At 33.2% G+C, this 17,635-nt stretch carries 18 protein-coding genes and 2 pseudogenes; 3 read left to right on the forward strand and 17 right to left on the reverse strand.

The features are described from left to right. Positions 1–2: 2 nt before the first annotated feature. The 6 genes from cntA to IDG45_RS01285 all read right to left on the reverse strand — a co-directional run bounded on the left by cntA (position 3) and on the right by IDG45_RS01285 (position 7,139). The gene (gene cntA / locus IDG45_RS01260; RefSeq protein WP_001229078.1) at positions 3–1,601 is read right to left on the reverse strand and encodes a staphylopine-dependent metal ABC transporter substrate-binding lipoprotein CntA; all 1,599 of its coding nucleotides are present in this window, start codon (positions 1,599–1,601) and stop codon (positions 3–5) included. 142 nt (positions 1,602–1,743) lie between these two features. Then, the gene (cntM, locus tag IDG45_RS01265) at positions 1,744–3,045 is read right to left on the reverse strand and encodes a staphylopine dehydrogenase CntM (protein ID WP_000040586.1); all 1,302 of its coding nucleotides are present in this window, start codon (positions 3,043–3,045) and stop codon (positions 1,744–1,746) included. Next, the gene (gene cntL / locus IDG45_RS01270) at positions 3,038–3,856 is read right to left on the reverse strand and encodes a D-histidine (S)-2-aminobutanoyltransferase CntL (protein WP_001058842.1); all 819 of its coding nucleotides are present in this window, start codon (positions 3,854–3,856) and stop codon (positions 3,038–3,040) included. Before cntL ends, cntM begins: the two co-directional genes overlap by 8 nt. A gap of 10 nt (positions 3,857–3,866) precedes the next feature. Beyond that, positions 3,867–4,688: a histidine racemase CntK gene (cntK, locus tag IDG45_RS01275; RefSeq protein ID WP_001081678.1), complete on the reverse strand. Its 822-nt coding sequence runs from the start codon at positions 4,686–4,688 to the stop codon at positions 3,867–3,869. Positions 4,689–5,452: 764 nt separating this feature from the next. Continuing rightward, positions 5,453–6,220, reverse strand: a complete 768-nt coding sequence (locus IDG45_RS01280) for an MBL fold metallo-hydrolase (protein WP_001026116.1) — start codon at positions 6,218–6,220, stop codon at positions 5,453–5,455. Between the two features lie 100 nt (positions 6,221–6,320). After that, positions 6,321–7,139, reverse strand: coding sequence for an SDR family oxidoreductase (locus tag IDG45_RS01285; protein WP_000824927.1), 819 nt, complete (start codon positions 7,137–7,139; stop codon positions 6,321–6,323). A gap of 233 nt (positions 7,140–7,372) precedes the next feature. Between IDG45_RS01285 and IDG45_RS01290 the strand changes: the two genes are divergently transcribed. Next, on the forward strand, positions 7,373–8,911 hold the full coding sequence (locus IDG45_RS01290) for an AbgT family transporter (RefSeq protein WP_000202041.1): 1,539 nt from the start codon (positions 7,373–7,375) through the stop codon (positions 8,909–8,911). Positions 8,912–9,022: 111 nt separating this feature from the next. Here IDG45_RS01290 and IDG45_RS01295 read toward each other — a convergent pair whose 3' ends face one another. The 4 genes from IDG45_RS01295 to IDG45_RS01310 form a co-directional block, all read right to left on the reverse strand. Next, the gene (locus tag IDG45_RS01295; RefSeq protein WP_001146762.1) at positions 9,023–9,445 is read right to left on the reverse strand and encodes a carboxymuconolactone decarboxylase family protein; all 423 of its coding nucleotides are present in this window, start codon (positions 9,443–9,445) and stop codon (positions 9,023–9,025) included. Between the two features lie 457 nt (positions 9,446–9,902). Further along, positions 9,903–10,316, reverse strand: coding sequence for a DUF1433 domain-containing protein (locus IDG45_RS01300; RefSeq protein ID WP_000038226.1), 414 nt, complete (start codon positions 10,314–10,316; stop codon positions 9,903–9,905). A gap of 251 nt (positions 10,317–10,567) precedes the next feature. Beyond that, the gene (locus tag IDG45_RS01305) at positions 10,568–10,993 is read right to left on the reverse strand and encodes a DUF1433 domain-containing protein (protein WP_000162200.1); all 426 of its coding nucleotides are present in this window, start codon (positions 10,991–10,993) and stop codon (positions 10,568–10,570) included. Between the two features lie 250 nt (positions 10,994–11,243). Further along, positions 11,244–11,939, reverse strand: coding sequence for an SDR family oxidoreductase (locus IDG45_RS01310; RefSeq protein WP_000217469.1), 696 nt, complete (start codon positions 11,937–11,939; stop codon positions 11,244–11,246). 299 nt (positions 11,940–12,238) lie between these two features. Here IDG45_RS01310 and IDG45_RS01315 point away from each other — a divergent pair, with 299 nt between their 5' ends. Continuing rightward, a complete protein-coding gene (locus IDG45_RS01315) occupies positions 12,239–12,520 on the forward strand; it encodes a single-stranded DNA-binding protein (protein WP_000220934.1) in 282 nt (93 codons plus the stop codon). Next, positions 12,456–12,641, forward strand: a pseudogene (locus tag IDG45_RS14140) (hypothetical protein). The gene IDG45_RS01315 and the pseudogene IDG45_RS14140 overlap by 65 nt, the downstream one beginning before the upstream one ends. 138 nt (positions 12,642–12,779) lie before the next feature. Here the strand turns inward: IDG45_RS14140 and IDG45_RS01320 are convergent. From IDG45_RS01320 to IDG45_RS01355, 7 genes and pseudogenes are all read right to left on the reverse strand, one after another. Next, positions 12,780–12,971 (reverse strand): hypothetical protein, encoded by a 192-nt coding sequence (locus IDG45_RS01320; protein ID WP_001224379.1) that lies wholly within the window; start codon positions 12,969–12,971, stop codon positions 12,780–12,782. A gap of 570 nt (positions 12,972–13,541) precedes the next feature. After that, positions 13,542–14,327: a tandem-type lipoprotein gene (locus IDG45_RS01330; RefSeq protein WP_000581896.1), complete on the reverse strand. Its 786-nt coding sequence runs from the start codon at positions 14,325–14,327 to the stop codon at positions 13,542–13,544. Positions 14,328–14,435: 108 nt separating this feature from the next. Continuing rightward, positions 14,436–14,543 (reverse strand): annotated as a pseudogene (locus IDG45_RS01335) (Csa1 family protein); the annotation flags it as partial. A 316-nt stretch (positions 14,544–14,859) separates the two neighbouring features. Beyond that, positions 14,860–15,147, reverse strand: a complete 288-nt coding sequence (locus IDG45_RS01340) for a hypothetical protein (RefSeq protein WP_000521958.1) — start codon at positions 15,145–15,147, stop codon at positions 14,860–14,862. 2 nt (positions 15,148–15,149) lie between these two features. Beyond that, positions 15,150–15,476: a hypothetical protein gene (locus IDG45_RS01345; protein WP_000495497.1), complete on the reverse strand. Its 327-nt coding sequence runs from the start codon at positions 15,474–15,476 to the stop codon at positions 15,150–15,152. After that, positions 15,476–16,801: a hypothetical protein gene (locus IDG45_RS01350; protein WP_000056386.1), complete on the reverse strand. Its 1,326-nt coding sequence runs from the start codon at positions 16,799–16,801 to the stop codon at positions 15,476–15,478. Before IDG45_RS01350 ends, IDG45_RS01345 begins: the two co-directional genes overlap by 1 nt. Beyond that, entirely contained in the window at positions 16,798–17,583 is a 786-nt protein-coding gene (locus IDG45_RS01355; RefSeq protein ID WP_000581883.1) for a tandem-type lipoprotein, read from the reverse strand. Before IDG45_RS01355 ends, IDG45_RS01350 begins: the two co-directional genes overlap by 4 nt. Positions 17,584–17,635: the final 52 nt, after the last annotated feature.

Genomic DNA, 17,635 nt, shown 5'->3' on the forward strand with positions numbered 1-17,635 from the left:
CTTTATTTATACTGCATTTCATTGAATGGTAATTCATACTGTGATTGTGTGAATGATACTTTTTCTAAATCTTTCGGCGCAACAACTGTCATACTACCGTGTGAAATAGGGATAAAGATACCTTCATCATCAACTTGTTTCAAAATGTTTTTATAAGCGTCTGAACGCTCTTTACCGTTTTGGATTTTAAATGCGTCATCAATGCTGTTGTATATTTTATCTTTATTCTCAATGCCTGATGTTGCACTTTCATAACCATTTTTTGCTTTGAATGCTGCAATAGTACTTTGTGGATCGTACAATAATCCCCAAGTTTGGTTGAACATTAAGTCATAATCACCAGAAGTACGACGTTCAGCAATTTTATCTGATGTTTCGCCATTGATGTTTAACTTAATACCCATTTTCTTAAATTCTGCTTGTAAGTATTCTGCTTGTTCTTTTTGACTTGAAGAACCTTTGTCATAGTACATTGCCATTTCAAGGTTTTTACCATCTTTTTGACGAACATCGCTGTCTTTACCTTTCTTCCAACCAGCTTCATCTAATAATGATTCTGCTTTTTTAAGGTCATACTTACGTGTTGGCATATCGAAATTAATGTCTGTTACATTTTTCGCAAATAATTGAGTTGCTGGTTTTTCTTGACCATCTAAAATTTCTTTGGCAATTTTATCTCTGTTTACCATATGACCAATCGCTTGTCTGACTGTTTTGTCACTGACAGCGTTATCTTTTTTACCAGAATTGACAACTAACATTTTCGTATTCATAGGTTGACTACGCTTAACTTGATAGTCACCTGTATCTTTCAATTGTTTTAAAGAGTCTTTGTCTAAGCTATCTGTACCTCTATCGTCTGTGAAGGCAAAGTTCGTTTCACCTTTTTTCATTGATAGGAATGCCGTTTCACCAGCAGGCATTACTTTTGCTTGTACTTTATTAAGTTTAGACTTTTCTCCCCAGTATTGATCATTTTTATTAAAGTCTGCAGACTCATCTTTTTTGTGTTCACCTAATTTAAATGGACCAGTACCATCGAACTTTTTAACGCCATCTTTTGTTGTGCCGTTTTTAAAGTCTTTTGGAGATACAAATACATATGGACGAGGCATCGCTAATTCAGCCAATGCAGGTTGATATGCTTCTTTCAAATTCAATTCAACCGTGTACTTATCTTTAACTTTAACATTGTCAATTAATGTTGAAATCTTTAACCAAGAATGCAATTTTTTGTTTTCTTGAACTGCGTCAATATTTTTCTTAACTGCGTCAGCATCAAATGGCGTACCATCATGGAATTTAACGTCATCTCTCAAATGGAACGTGTATGTCTTCCCATCTTCAGACACATCCCATTTTTTAGCTAGTAAAGGCTTAATCCCATCTTTCGTGTTACGTACAAGCGGCTCGTATATCATACTTTCAGCAGACATCGATCCACCGTAAACATGCGGGTTCATATCCCCGATATCTTTAACCGTCGTATACGTTAATTGCTTGTTTTCTTTTTTCTCCTCTAAACCTTTATTACCGCCACAACCAGTTAAAATTAGCCCTGATGCAAGTAACATTGCACTCATTTTAGTTAGTTTTCTCATTTGCTTTTCCTCTTTCTAAATTGATAAGTTGCATTACTTAATCAAATCGTAATGATTATTTTTCTCAATTATTTGCTTATTTTTATGTAAATGTCAAACATAATTCAATAATTTTTTTCTATTATAAAACTTCAACCCCTTATTATGAAAGCGTTCTATTGATTTCCAAAAATTTTGTGACGAGTGCCTTATCTCCTTCAAATAAATTTGTATTAAATTGAGAAGATAGTTGTTGATCTTGATGCATAGCCTTGTACGCCTGACAACTTGCTTCATAGCGAGTTAGGAACTGATCAATCATTGGCGTTTTGATACCTAGCATTTTCCCAATATGCTGAATCATCGCTGTTCTGTAATAATCCTCACTTGGCATTCTTGGAATTTGAACAACATCCTGTTCATTTTTATAGACTTGCTTAAATGGTACAGCTGAAAAATCAAAGTAATGTCCGTTTTCGTCTGGCTGTGAAAATGGATCAATGAGGATTGCGGTATATCTTACATAAAGCAGATATTCTTGTAAGATATCTGGCAAGATTTCGAAATGCTCAATATCACCTTCATCCAAAGTTTCAGGACGTACTGGATAATTTTCCTTCACCATAAATTGAAGCAGGTTGACTGACGGCACTCTAAATGCTTGTAAAATAGCCATCATTTCCTTCCACATTAAACGCATTTCACGGATTAGTGTCATCGTTATCGGTCCTTCAGGAAATAACTTATACACATAAACCGGTACATCCGTTCCTTCGAAAATGGCTTTCAATGAAAAGTCATTCATAAATAGTGGTGGGTGCACATAAAGCGAACTGTTACGTGTTTCAGCATGCAGTGGCGATTCAACGACTTCTAATTGAATCTTCAACTGCTCAGCTAAAGCAGAGATTCGTTGACACATTGTTGAGTTTGAATGTGTCGATCCCATGTACAATTTCTTTTTTACACCTGTTGTCAACACATGATTAGGTGCTTCTTTATCAACAATACGTGTATCGCCAAGATAAGTTGAAAATGAAATCACTTCGATATCCTGACTGAACTTAGACATAAATTGTTCCACAATCATTTGCGATCCAAATGTCGGTGAAATTAAAATGACATGTTTGACACTTTGCAAAGTTTCTAACGACAATTGCTGTAGTGTGTCATAATAAGCATCTGCTGTGCATGCCATGACAACCGTTTCGTATTCACCCTTAACGTTTTTAACATCTTTATACAAACGATTAATTTCAAACTTACCTTCCAGATGTTGATGCGCCTCGTTTTGTATTTTGACTTCAAATTGTTTCTCTTTTTTATACGCTTGATATAAGCGTTTTGATTTTTCTGATGTTGAGGCACGTCCAACCATATCAATCTCATAATCTGATTTTAAATAGCAAATATTCGCTAATTGGATTGCGACCGGACCAGTGCCTATCATTAATAATTTAGACATCCGTAATACCTACCTTTATAGCTGCTTTTTTATAAAGTGCTATATCAAAAATTTGCTGTGGTCTCATATGTTTATTCACACATTGCCACTTATCTTCCGCTGTTTCTTGTGACGGATAATTAAATATTGCTTTGATGCCATCACCAAAGCGCATTGCAACTACGACATTTTCATTTGTTAAATCATATAATTCTTCTAAAATGCTATACTTTAAAGGAATTGTCGAGCTGAATATGATATGCGTCACATCTTTGATATCTTTAAGTTCAGATACCTTTTGATCCGTAATTGTTATATCTTCATTTGGTGCTAAGACGTTAACGATTCTGCGTCCTAGGTCAACGGCTAGTGGATCAATATCAATACCGATAACTGAAGCACCTGTTTCTTTTGCTACTTGAATTAACGTCATTGGATATGCACCTGAACCAACTAACAATAATTTGTCATTGCTAGCTATACTGCATTGTCCAAACTCTTCATCAATACAATGCTCTATATTGTCAAAGTAACCTGTGGTAGACGCCTGTCCGTCTAATAGACGTCTAGCTCTAATGACTTCCACTTGTTTAACACACTGCGCTGTAATATATTGCAGTGATTTTATTAATTGTGCTTTTTCTTCAACGTCACGCCAAGCATTAAATTGTTGTTCATAAATAGGATTTAAAATAAATTCACTATAGTCATCCATCAATGTTTCTAATGCTTCGATATATTGATCGTCTTGTAATACACGCTCGTAATGCGCTTCAAACTTTTCTAAATATTGTTGTAATATCAATTTGATTTCATTATTAAAGTTATTCATTGTAGGCTCCTTATTCTATATATGCTTTTCCTGTAGCTACAGTTGTAACCTGTCCTTTAATTGAAGTTTGATATCCCAATTGATGACATCGCTTTGATGTCACTAAAATACTGCCCCCTGGCTGATGTACTGTAAAATCTTTGCATGCGTCATTACGTTGATAATTATTAAAAACCCCAATTGATGCTGTACCAGAACCACAGCTATTTTCCCAAATTAAACTTTGTATTTCTGGTATATAGATTAATGGCTGTAAAAATTGACGTTGTTCATCAAAAAGCATCATACCTACTGTTTTATATTTGTGATTCCATTGTTGCTCACGCACATATGTTTCAACCAAATGTTGAATTTCAGTTGTTACTTGTTTAACTGGAATCACATAATGTACATATGTTTCATAAATAATTTCTATTGCTTTCCATGAATGATTACCCATATTAATTGTTGTTTCCACAACACGATGGGCTTGTGGCATTTGAACTTCATAGTATTGGCAATCATGAATTGCACATTGCACTAAATCCGAACAGCCAGATACCTTCACCTTAAACTGTTGGTCTTTAAGCAAATGACTTTCCTGCAAATGATGTATATATGACATCGTCGCATTACCGCAAAATTCATTACCGCTCATAACTAAGTGAAAATCATTGCCATCATCATTTTGTGTTGATTCTATAAAGCCTACCTGTTCACAACATACATGTGTTGCGGCCATCAACTGATTGGCGATAGATGCATATTCACTAGCATCATGTTTTGAATGAACAAGTATCGTCATATTCCCCGAAGGATTATACTTAGAAAATTCTATAACCTGCCGATTCATACGACACTCCTTTAGATGTATTTTTAGGGAGTGGGACAGAAATGATATTTTCGTAAAATTTATTTCGTCGTCCCACCCCGGCAAGGTTGACTAGAATTGAAAAAAGCTTGTTACAAGCGCATTTTCGTTCAGTCAACTACTGCCATTATAACTTTGTAGAGCATAGAACATTGATTTATGTCTCAGGCTCTTATGCAGTTGTTGCGAAGCGAACAACTGTATTCCTCTATACCTGTAATTTTAATTACTAGAGGCTCTTATGCAGTTGTTGCGAAGCAAGCAACTGTATTCCTCTATACCTGTAATTTTTTAGAAGATGAACCTAATAGTTTCCCATCTATTAGGTAAGTCATGCTAATCCGCAAAGTGGAAAGCATGACTTAGTAATCGGTTGTTGCATCAACATGCAACCGTAAACCTTATTTAAAGTTGCTTCTTGTGGCTCTACAAGCGAATGCAGTTGTCCGTTAACTACATTCACTTAGATGCTTTTACTGTTTTCACCTCAACTAAAACTTCAAAAAAGTTGCAGAAAACAAATCGTAACTATTACGATTTGATTATATACTATATTAGTTGAGAATCATTGTCAATAAAGGTTGTAAATGAAAGCCCATTTATATTTTGTGAATCCCTCCATAAACTTCGTATTCTCAGCACATTCAAGTCTTTTTGAAAATTTTTATCAAACAAAAAAGCCAGCTTCAACGTAAAATACGTTAAAACTAGCTTTAAGCGATACACTTCATCAAATAAACAAACATTTATTTTTCAAAGGTTAATAATTCCCCGTCATTTGGTACAACAACTCTATTACCTAAGTCGTTAGAATTTATAAATTCATTCAGCTCTTCACGAGATAAATGCCAATGATTGACCGCTTCCATATGCACAACAACTATTTGAGCAAGCGGCAATGTATGAGCGACTTTCAATACATCATGTTCATCCATCACTAACGGCCCGCCTTCAAAGAATTGATTTGCACCACCATTAAGTACTACGACATCTGGATGATGCGCTTTTAAAGTCTTCTCAACACCGTCGAACCAAACCGTATCAGCAGCTAAATATAACGTTGGCTCTTCAGAATGTTTCAGCACTAAACCGTGAACATGTCCTGTCATTTTCAAGATTTCACCATGACCATGTTGAGCATCTGTTTTAATCAACTCAATTTCTCCAATGTGTGTCACATCATTAAATACCGAAACGTTTGTAAAGTCATAACCCTCCACTTCACTAGCGTCTGCTTCGTTTTGTGTATAAATTTTAATATCTTTTGGCAATACTTCAATCGCTTTCGGATCAAAATGATCAATATGCAAATGTGTTAAAATTACTAAATCGATGTTGTTAATGATATCTTCAATTGCTAATGGTAGTTCTACAAGTGGATTGTTTTCATCTTGTCTCGGTGAATTTGGAAATGGTTCAAATGCGCCTTTGTCACTTAACATTGGATCAATCAAAATGCGTTTACCTCCATACTCAATCACGGCCGTGGCATTTCTTATATGTCTAATATTCATGTTAAATCCCCCTATTTCATATGTCTGTCATTGCGACAATATGCATACATTGCCTACTTCATGCCAAATTATTTTCCACTGGATATCGATTTTTAAACAATTATTCCAATGTCCGCTTCCACGAATCATCACTCAACATCTCGCCAGGCCATGTGTAAGCCATAACACCGCCATCAATGCGAATTGTTTCACCAGTAATAAATGAACTCTCATCAGATGCTAAAAAGACAACGAGCTTGCCTACTTCTTCTGGTTTACCTAAACGCCCCAGCGGTGTCATCCATTTCTGATTTTCTCTGAATGCTTTGCCTTCCTTATCTTCACAAGTACCTGTCAGATTATCTACTAACGGGGTTTCAATCGTACCTGGTGCAATTGCATTAGCTCGAATGCCATCTCTACCATATTCGATTGCAATGGATTTAGTAAAATTAATCACTGCCCCTTTCGCAGCATTATATCCTGAGCGATACAAATCTGCTGCCTGTCCTGAAAATGAAGATGTGTTAACAATAGAGCCACCTTTAGTCATCATTAAAGGTAACATCATTTTCGTCATCAAAAATGTTCCACGCATATCTACATTCATAATCTTGTCATATACATCTGTTGGATACTCATGAATTCTACCAGCCGCATTATCCACACCGGCATTATTAAATAACACATCAACATGCTCAAACTGTTCTCTAATTTCTGATGCAAAATTGTCAATTTGTTGTTCGCTTGCAATATCCACAATATAAGCCTTTGCTTTGTCACCATTACTTTTAATTTTATCGACAGTCTCCGATACCGCTTCAGCTATGTCTACCGCCAATACATACGCACCTTCTTGAGCTAAAGCGATTGCAGAAGCTTGTCCGATACCTGTACTTGCTCCTGTTACGACTGCAACTTTATTTTCCAAACGTTTCATTCAGTCACTCCTATACAACATATCTTAAACTTACAGTCCTTATTTTCCACTGTTCAATGCTTCATAAACCTAATAGCTAAGTCTCCAGGCAGTCTTAGCTACTCTCTGCTATAGAATTTCTATTGAATAACTCAAAATATTTAACAATATTAGATTTCCATTTTCTGAAAATTGTTACTTTTGAGAGTGTTTTTTGTTACACTTTAAATATTTAACAAAGGGGGGAATAATTGATGACATCAAAACATCAACAAAAGGGGTCTATCGTCAATCGTTTCTTGAATAGTGTTGAAAAAATTGGAAATAAATTGCCAGATCCTAGCGTCTTATTCTTTTTAATGTGTGTGGGCTTAGCCATTATGACGTGGGTTATCTCATTATTTAATGTATCTGTTAAGCATCCAGGTACGCATCAAACCATTTATATTAAAAATATAATTAGCCATGATGGATTTACGATGATAATGAATGATACGATTAAAAATTTCTCAGAGTTCCCAGCATTAGGCTTAGTACTAGCAGTGATGATTGGTATAGGTGTTGCAGAGAAAACAGGATACTTCGACAAGTTAATGATTTCTGTTGTGAATCGCGCACCACGTTTCTTAATTTTACCGACTATTATACTAATTGGTATTTTAGGTAGTACAGCCGGCGATGCTGCTACAATTATCTTGCCGCCGCTCGCAGCGATGCTTTTTATTAAAATTGGCTATCACCCTATCGCTGGACTAACAATGGCATATGCTTCCGCTGTAGGTGGCTTTGCCGCAAATATAGTTGTTGGTATGCAAGATGCTTTGGTCTATTCATTTACAGAACCATCAACACGTATCGTTTCAGATTCTATTAAAACAAACGTTGCTATGAACTGGTACTTTATCGCAGCGAGTGTCGTTGTATTACTTCCTACGATATTGCTAGTTACAACTAAACTGATTATTCCTAGGTTAGGTCAATATGATAATCGTTTAATGCATGATGATCATGAAGAAACGTCTTCACATATTACTGACAAAGAAGCACATGCTTTAAAATGGGCAAATATCAGTTTCATAGTCACAATTATTTTATTAATTATTACAGCCATTCCTGAACATAGCTTTTTAAGAAATGCTAAAACAGGCAGCTTACTAGACGATGCGCCATTAATTAACGGTGTCGGATTAATTATTCTTGTCGTATTTTTAGTACCTGGATTAGTTTATGGGATTTTAAGCAAAGAAATTAAAAATACAAAAGACTTAGGTAAAATGTTTGGCGATGCTGTAGGATCAATGGGAACATTTATCGTTATTGTGTTTTTTGCAGCACAGCTACTTGCATATTTAAAGTGGAGTAATTTAGGAATTATCGCTGCTGTTAAAGGTGCCAAATTATTAGAACATCAAAACGGTATTGTATTGATACTAGGTATTATTGTACTGAGTGCAATGGTCAACATGTTAATCGGAAGCGCATCGGCTAAATGGGGTATTTTAGGACCGATATTCGTACCAATGTTAATCCTTATCGGCTTTCATCCCGCATTTACACAAGTCATTTACCGTGTAGGAGATTCAATTACCAATCCAATTACACCGATGATGCCGTACTTACCTTTATTATTAACTTATGCACAAAAATACGATAAACGCATGAAACTCGGAGCCTTACTTTCTAGTTTAATGCCGTATTCAATCGCGCTAAGTATTATGTGGACAGTATTTGTCATTATTTGGTTCTTATTAGGTATCCCTGTTGGACCAGGTGGTCCGATATTCGTTAAATAACAGTATTCAAGGGGATAATTTAAAATGCCACTATACAAGATTTGACCTGTATAGTGGCATGATTTGTTATGATATAGCGTTCGAGATGAAACTCTGTATTTATATGAACAATTATAGTTTATCACTAATAATATTTAGTCTGTTCCAACCGTTAATTTGGTTTACAACAAAGACAAGATCAATAATTTGCTCTTCATCATAAAATGATTTTAGCCGGTCAATAATTTCAAACTTCTTAAAGTCTTTGATTGAATTTAACATTTCTGCAAATTCAAGCGTCACTTTTTCTTGATCAGTAAATAAATCTAAATGTCTAAAACTCAAGACTTCATCAATTTTCATTTGTGTTACACCCAATTCCTTTAATTCTTTTTTATGGATATCAACACAATAATGACAACCGTTGATTTTTGAAATTAATAACTTAATCAATGCACTAAGTTCATCATTAACGGGTGATTGATGAATAAACTTTTCACCTTGGCTCATTACAGACATTAACTCTCCATTTTGTTTCTTGTAATTATACGGCATTTGCAATCTCTCCTTCTTTACATTGTTTAATACCAATCCAGTGATACTACACTTCGAACAATATTGGATAGAATTTGAAATTCTGTATAACATCTTGTCAATCTATGCTTTAGTTAAAACATTTAGCGCTTATATTTAAAAAATATATAAAATATGAAAACAGATTGAAAGGATATTATACCTTGCTCTACCCTTTTTTATAAAAAATCACACACATTTGAGAAAATTTGATAATGTCAATAAATCACGTCATCGCCATTGTTATTCGGTATATAATGTTTTTATAATGGCCAAACTATTATTTCATTTATATTAATGGGGTTCGCTTGTGTTGATGTACTGTAAAAACTGGGGAAGTATTGGTGATGATGAAGTGATTTATATTAATTGCGAAACACCTTCGATAGCAATGACATAGATTATTGGAAGATTAAATCAATCAAAAATAAAGAAGACCCTAGTGGCCTTCTTTTTTATCTAATTCTTCTTTGATTTCGTCAGGTGATTTTGTTTTTATTTTAATTATTTCCGATAAATTTTTGCTTAGTACTATATCCCCTACAAATTGAAAGTTATTTTCAGGCGATGCATAAGCAACAAAATCATCTTTTTTGTTTTCGTTTATGTATCCTTCAATCACTGCACTTCCCATAGGACTTGTTTCCAAATTTGTGAAGTGTACAGATTTGATCGTATTCGGTTCTTTAGTGTTATGCTTGAGATAAAGTGTAATACGCTCTTGTTGTTCTTTATAATAAATTGCTTTTTGCTTTTCTTTTTCGTCATATTTCATTTTTAAATGGATACCTGCAACACTGATTAATATGATTAACATAATACTAGTTAATATTAAAATTTTCTTTTTCGACATGTATCACCAGCTCCTAATGTAAGGTGGAAAATGAAAAATTTTTATAGTTCTGTAATAATTAATGTTATAGTTTATAAATCATAGTACCACTATCGTCGTATCCAACAACGTGAATATTAGAATTAACTATTGCTGAGAATTGAACGATATGATATTCCGCTTCTATAAAATTCGACACCCCACTAACATAAATATCTTCGATAGTAATCGATATTAAACATGTACAAATCAAGCTAAATATTACGTGAAAATCACTGTTTAGTGTTTTTCTTTTTGTTTATTTCTTCTTTAATTTTTTCAGGAGATTTTAAATTTTCAGCGTTCTTTAATTTTCCTAAGACTTCATTACTTCCTGTCAATCCTCCAGTGAATTGATAGTTTTCTTCAGGTGACCCATATGCAACAAAATCAGCTTTTTTGTTTTCATTGATGTAACCTTCAATTACTGCATCGCCCATAGGTCCTGTCTTTAAACTTGTGAAATGCACAGTTTTGATGGTATTGGGTTCTTTGGTATTATGCTTGAGATAGAGTGTAATACGCTCCTGTTGTTCTTTGTAGTAAAGTGCTTTTTGTTTTTCTTTTTCGTCATATTTCACTTTTAAATAAATGACTGTAGCAACTATACATATACATAAAATAACACCAATAATTATAAATACATGTTTTTTGGTCATTAAAGCAACTCCTAAAATGTGGTGGAAAATGAAAAAGTTTTTATAGTTCTGTAATTATGAACATTATAGATTATAAATCATAACACTAATATCGTCGCCTTCACTCACTCGATTGTTAAAATCACCAGTTACTGAGAATTGTGCAAGGAATAATTGCCTATCATGCTTTTATATCATTATTGCCTTACTAATATTAACAAAACCGATAGCTATTACATTAATGCCTATCTCCCACACCTCAAATACCTTTTTATACAGGACGCACTGTAATTTCATTCACGTTAACGTGCTTTGGTTGTGTTAATGCATATAATACTGCTTCTGCAATATCTTGTGGTTCAAGTTTTTTACGATCTGTTGGATTGTATGCGGCAGTTATTGCTGTATCTACCATTCCTGGAGATATGCTTGTTACTTTAACACCTGTCTTTGCCAACTCTTTTTCTAATCCTTGAGTAATAGTGTGAACTGCTGCTTTCGTCGCACTATAAATCGTACTGCTTTTCGTTACTTCAAAGCCAGAAATAGATGCAATGTTAATAAGATGGCCACTTGATTGTTCTAACATAGTTGGTAATGCAGCCTGTGCCGTGTATAAAGTGCCTTTGATATTCACATCAATCATACTATCCCATTCATCTACTTGATAATCAGTAATCTTAGACGACAACATTTGCCCCGCACTATTGATAACAATATCCAAACCACCGAATGTTTGTTGTGCAATTTTTATCAATTCATCGACTTCTTCTTTTTTCGTTACATCTGTTGGCACTACCTTCACACTATCTTGAGCTAATTGATTCGCCACATTTTGTAGTTTATCTTTATTTCTACCGGCTAAGATGACTTTCACACCTTCTTCATGTAGTAATGTTGCAATTGCTTCTCCAATACCACTGCCTGCACCTGTAACTACTGCTACTTTATCTGTTAATACTGTCATAATGATCGACTCCTTTGATTCTTTTTTATTTTTTCAGGGTAAATCATAAGTACATATTACTATTTATACTTTTAAAAAGCGTATCACAATTCATATTCTGGTTATACTAACTCGATTTATTTACACTGATAAAGTACATTTTTAAGTTATTCGAAATATACAAATGATCGTTGTTCATATTTTTTATTTTTAAAAATGTTGAAAAATTGTCACTTCTTTATTGTAAAAGTCGAAAGTTAGTACTAAAGTTATAAGTATTAGTAAACAATGGCAAGGCTGTTAGAAAAGGGGGAGTTATTGTGACATATCATGAGCGTGTGTTAGCACTGAGAGCAGAAAGTAAAAGAACTGCATTTGATTTTAGATTCGAGGATTTATTTAGCAAAGAAGAATGGCTAAGTATGTCGCTTGCAGAAAGACAAAAAGCCGAGAAAGCATTTCGACACGAAGTCAAAAAATTAGATGATGTAAGAATGCCCTTCTCAAGTGCACATGATGCCCAAGTAAAACTGTATAATGTTGTGTATTCTTACAATGGCATTAAACGTAATTTCAAACAAGTTGAAAATGAAGGATTCTAATATCATTTCGTTTATATATCGAGGACATGATACAGTTTTATATATAATCTTGTAGGTAATCATACTAAAATTCAATGTAGACATGACTAAAGCCACATCCAATATTGGACGTGGCTTTTAGTATCGTTCCAGATTTGTGGGGAGTTAGGGTTTACTTAATTAAAGGGGTCTGCCCTCAATTGCTCACCAACGAGGGCAAGTTACATCAATCACACTTCAATTGCCGCCGACTAGGGGTAGTAATCATTGGCAATAAGAACTAGTTAGTGACTAACGATTTACGTTCCATAGCAAAGTGATACAAACGCTCAGCATCAATGTAAGGCATAGAATCAATAGTTAAGTAACCATCTTTGATGTCACCAATTAATCCTTGATTTACACCAGTGTTCACGTAAATATCATAGCTACTTACGTCTGAGAAAATAAGCGCTTCAATCTCTTTTCTCATAATCATCACTCCAATGTTTATATATTATTTATATAAACTCTCTCGTCTCTCTCTATTTATTAACTTCTTACAAGACTAATATTACATGAATTTCCAAATAAATAAAGGGGTTTGTGATGCATTTCACAAATTTATCACTATTTTGGAAAATTAAGAAATAGTTAATTATATAAAAGTTTAATAAGTCAGAAAATATGATAAAATGTAGGTGTTCTTTAGACATTAAAAGCTTCTAACATGATACGGAATTTGAGGTTCCAATATCACATTAGAAGCTTTTTTGTTGTGGTGATTATATTAATAATGGCATGAATGAACGCATGCTGTCTTAGCTTCAGGAATCATATAAGATATTAAATTTCAGTTCTTTGAATGTTTTTTAATTTCTTACTAATATCATCCAGTTCATTCTTCGCCTTTTTAACCCAATCCCCTTGAGCTACATTATCAAATTCACCTTTAAATTTTTTGAAATGACTACCTATATTTCACAGCTCACTTTAGATATCGAACTTGTTTCTTCAGAGTTACTTGTTATATTATCAGGTTTTATTTTATATTCAGTTTGACTCATGATTTATCAACCTCGCTAGGAGTAAATTCAACTGAATCTGTAAAAAAGATATTTTCTTCTTTATTTTCGACAAAGGTAAATTCAAGACTTCTAGAACCTACGGATGAACCTTTTAAATCTCCATCGCCTTTCAATAATAGTTTAGGCGCTTGTTTCGTTGGTATATCATATCTTTTTCTTAATTGTTGGACATTATAATCATCATTATTCAATTGATATTTTGCCGAATAACTTGGTACATTAGGATTATATGAAATATCACCATCTTTATAATCATTAATATCTGTAAAGTTGCCATATTGTACAAAAAACTTAAAGTTTTCAATCTCTTTTTTTAACTTGTCATTCGGTAGTGGCTTCGTTGGTATGATTTTATTATGTTCCATTTTTACAGGGTATTTCTTTTTATTATCAATGGGTCTACCATCGTTATCATCTGTAATTTCATTGACAATAAAATTACCTTTTGTTGTCCTAGTATTGCGATTGATATAAAGCACCATTCCTCTCGTTTCCATACTTTTCCCTTTTGGCTCGATAACCATTTCAGAATAAATGATCCAAGTACCTTTATCTCCTTTTTCAAACTCTTCGTCACGAAAGCCTTCCTTATCGTAAAAATCATCGAGATTCTTGGTTGGATATACATTTAATGTTTTATTAAATGCTTCTTTAATTTGAGCGTTTCGACCATTTGTTTTTGTCATAATGACATAACCTACAATCAATATAATGAGTAATACCAAACATATACCGAGCGTTAATTTCTTTGAATGAATCATCATTTCTCCACCTTATATTTTAAATACTGACTCGATCTTTAATTTATACATCTAAAGAGAAAATTTTTTTACACTTTATGAAATTTTCATTTCAAACTTCTATTAACTCTATTCAGTAGGTTTGAAATTAATACTATCAGAAAAATACACATTTTCTTCTTTATTTCTTATAAAGTTAAATTCTAGTTCTTTAGAACCTACGGATGAGCCTTTTAATCGCCATCACCTTCATACAGTTTGAAGTCATATTTACCAATTGTAAATGACGACTAGATGATATATAGTTCAAGAAACATCAAAATTCGTTAAAACATAATCAAATTTTATTATGTTCAAAACTTTATTTTCCAAAAAATAAAAAAGAAGTTAAACAAAGATTGGTTGCTTAACTTCCATTATTGAATTCATTAGTCCGATTTGACATAGATCCCGAAAAATAATGGCTAATAGCCACTTATAGTCGAAATTACGAACTATATAATTCATTTATTATTAAATGGATTATATAGTTATTGTGTTTCTTAATACCTTTTTACACTTTAATATCTTGAATTTTTTCTAAATCATTACTAATATCTTTTAATTCGTCTGTGGCATTTTTCACCCAAGCCCCTTGTGCCGCATTTTTAAAATCATCTTCAAATTTTTTGAAATGACTTACCATTTGGTCAAGTAATATTTTCTCATCACTTTTCAGCTTATTTTGATGATCATGATGCATACGAACATGTTCAGGCGCAATAACCTCACTAATCTGTTCTTTTTCCTTCATTTGTTCCAATACTGCTAAATCTGGTAAACCACTAAAATCAAGTCCCACGCTTATTCATCTCCTTCAATTCTGTCAGATTGTTTTAGATATTCTCTTCTTAACTCATCTTTATAATCTTCTAATTTCATTTCGTGATGTCGGATACGTTCATTCGTTTCTCTATCGAAAGATTCTATAATACGTGTCATCCTGATCATAGCGTCTTCACTATAATTCATTTTATGTTTGAGATATAAGAAATGATCATACATTTGTTCACATTTCTTGCGTGTTTGATGTCTTAATTCATCAATTTGATTGAATGCATCATTCAATTGTTTTCTTTCTTCATCATAGGCATTTTCAAGTTCATTAATATTTTTATACGTAGTAAACATTACATCATCCCATCAATCTGGCTCGCTAACATTTGGTCATTAGAAACAATTGCTTCGATACTCTGTTTAATTTTTGCGATATAGCCATTACAATTTTTATAAACATCATTTAATTTCTTTATCTTATCATCAATTTTTCTTTTAGGATCTGTTTCAAGTTTACTTTCATACGCGCCACCTTTTCTTAATTCATCTATAACCTCTGCAGAGGTCAATTTTTCACCAATTTCATTTCCAACTTTTTGCGCTTTTTTCCAGTTGTCTCCAAATTTATGCGCCATCACATGATACATTTTTTTCAAATGTTGGCTTTCTTCATTCACTAATTGATTTAATCCTTCGGCAATGGTTAGTGCTGTTAAAGCTTCTAATAATTGTTGTTGGGAGGAAGAGAGGGGTCCACCTGTTATTTGAATCCAATTCGCTCTTAACGTCTCTACTTTATGTAATCTATGCCTCGTTTGTTTACGAACGGATTTTAATGCTTTATTATTTTCGTCTTGGTAGCCTTTAACTTTGTTTAATTCAGCTAAGATTATAGCCTGTGTTCTGCTCATTAAAATACCACTCATTGCATGGCCTTCTCCATTTTTAAGTACTATTTTTTCTCCAGCAGTTTCATATAAATGATTGCGGACACCTGCATCTAATTCGTCTTCATCAGACACAAATCTTACAATGTGACCATCGTACTTTTCAATCAATTTTTTAAGTTCTTCTTGATCGGCATAAAGGCCGCTCACATCTTTGATCGCTAATGGAGCTGGATTATACACAACGATATGTTTAATATCATTACTCATACCTAAAATCATCGCATCTCTACCGCCCAGCGAATGTCCGGTAATAATATCAATATCATAGTCTTTTTTGATATTTTTGATAAAGTCTTGGGTATTTTTATAATGTGGATCTTTATCTGTGACGGAATGAAGGCCAATATTAACATCGGCCCCAATATCCTTTAGCGTTTCACTCGCATCTATATATCCTTGATAAGAAGGAACACCAAATGTTTGTTTTAATATTGCGTCTTTGTGTACATTAGTACCTGTCATACCTAAAGTAACTTTGCCAGTGTCTTTATTTAAAAAGGCGCTTGTAGTCGTACCTGTTTTTGGGTCTGTATAGCTTCTTACATAAGACAAGTTTTCAGGAAATCGATTATTATTTTGCGCTTTTTTTATTTGCCTTTTAATGCTTTCGTCATTCAATCCATTATTATTTGCGTTTTCTATCTCATAACTGATTTTAGATACTGCACTTGTTTCTTCAGAGTTACCTTTGATATTGTCAGATTTTATTTTATATTCTGGTAGGCTCATAATTTATCATCCTCACTTGGAGTGAATAGAACAGAATCTGAAAAATAGACGTTTTCCTCTTTATTTCTTACAAAGTTAAATTCTAAGTCTTTAGAGCCTATGGATGAACCTTTTAAATCGCCATCACCTTTCAACAATAGTTCTGGTGCTTGTTTCGTTGGTATATCATATCTTTTTCTTAATTGTTGGACATTATAATCATCATTACTTAATTGATATTGTGCCGAATAACTTGGTACGTTTGGATTGTATGAAATATCCCCATTTTTATAATCTTTAAAATCTTTAAAGTTACCATATTGTACAAAAAACTTGAAGTTTTCAATTTCTTTTTTTAACTTCTCGTCTTTTATAGGTTTTGTTGGGATAATTTGATTATGTTCCATCTTGACAGGGTATTTTTTATCTTTATCATGTGTATATCCTTTTTTATCTTTAGTTATCTCACCTACTATAAAATATCCTTTCGTTGTTCTAGTGTTACGATTGATGTAAAGTACCATCTCTCTGGATTTTAAGGCTCCTCCTTTTAATTGGATGTTCATTCCAGAATTAATAATCCAAGTCCCTTTATCTCTTTTATCAAATTCTTGATCTCGAAAGCCTTCTTTATCGTAAAAATCATCGAGATTTTTGGTTGGATATAATTTTAATGTTTGATTAAATGTGTCTTTAATTTGGGCGTTTCGACCATTTGTTTTTGTCATAATGACATAACCTCCAATCAATATAATGAGTAATACCAAACATATACCGAGCGTTAATTTTTTTGAATGAATCATCATTTCTCCACCTTATATTTTTAATAGTGACTCAGTTTTTAATATTTACAAC

The sequence above is a fragment of the Staphylococcus sp. EG-SA-10 genome, assembly GCF_017151945.1.
Lineage (GTDB): Bacteria > Bacillota > Bacilli > Staphylococcales > Staphylococcaceae > Staphylococcus > Staphylococcus aureus.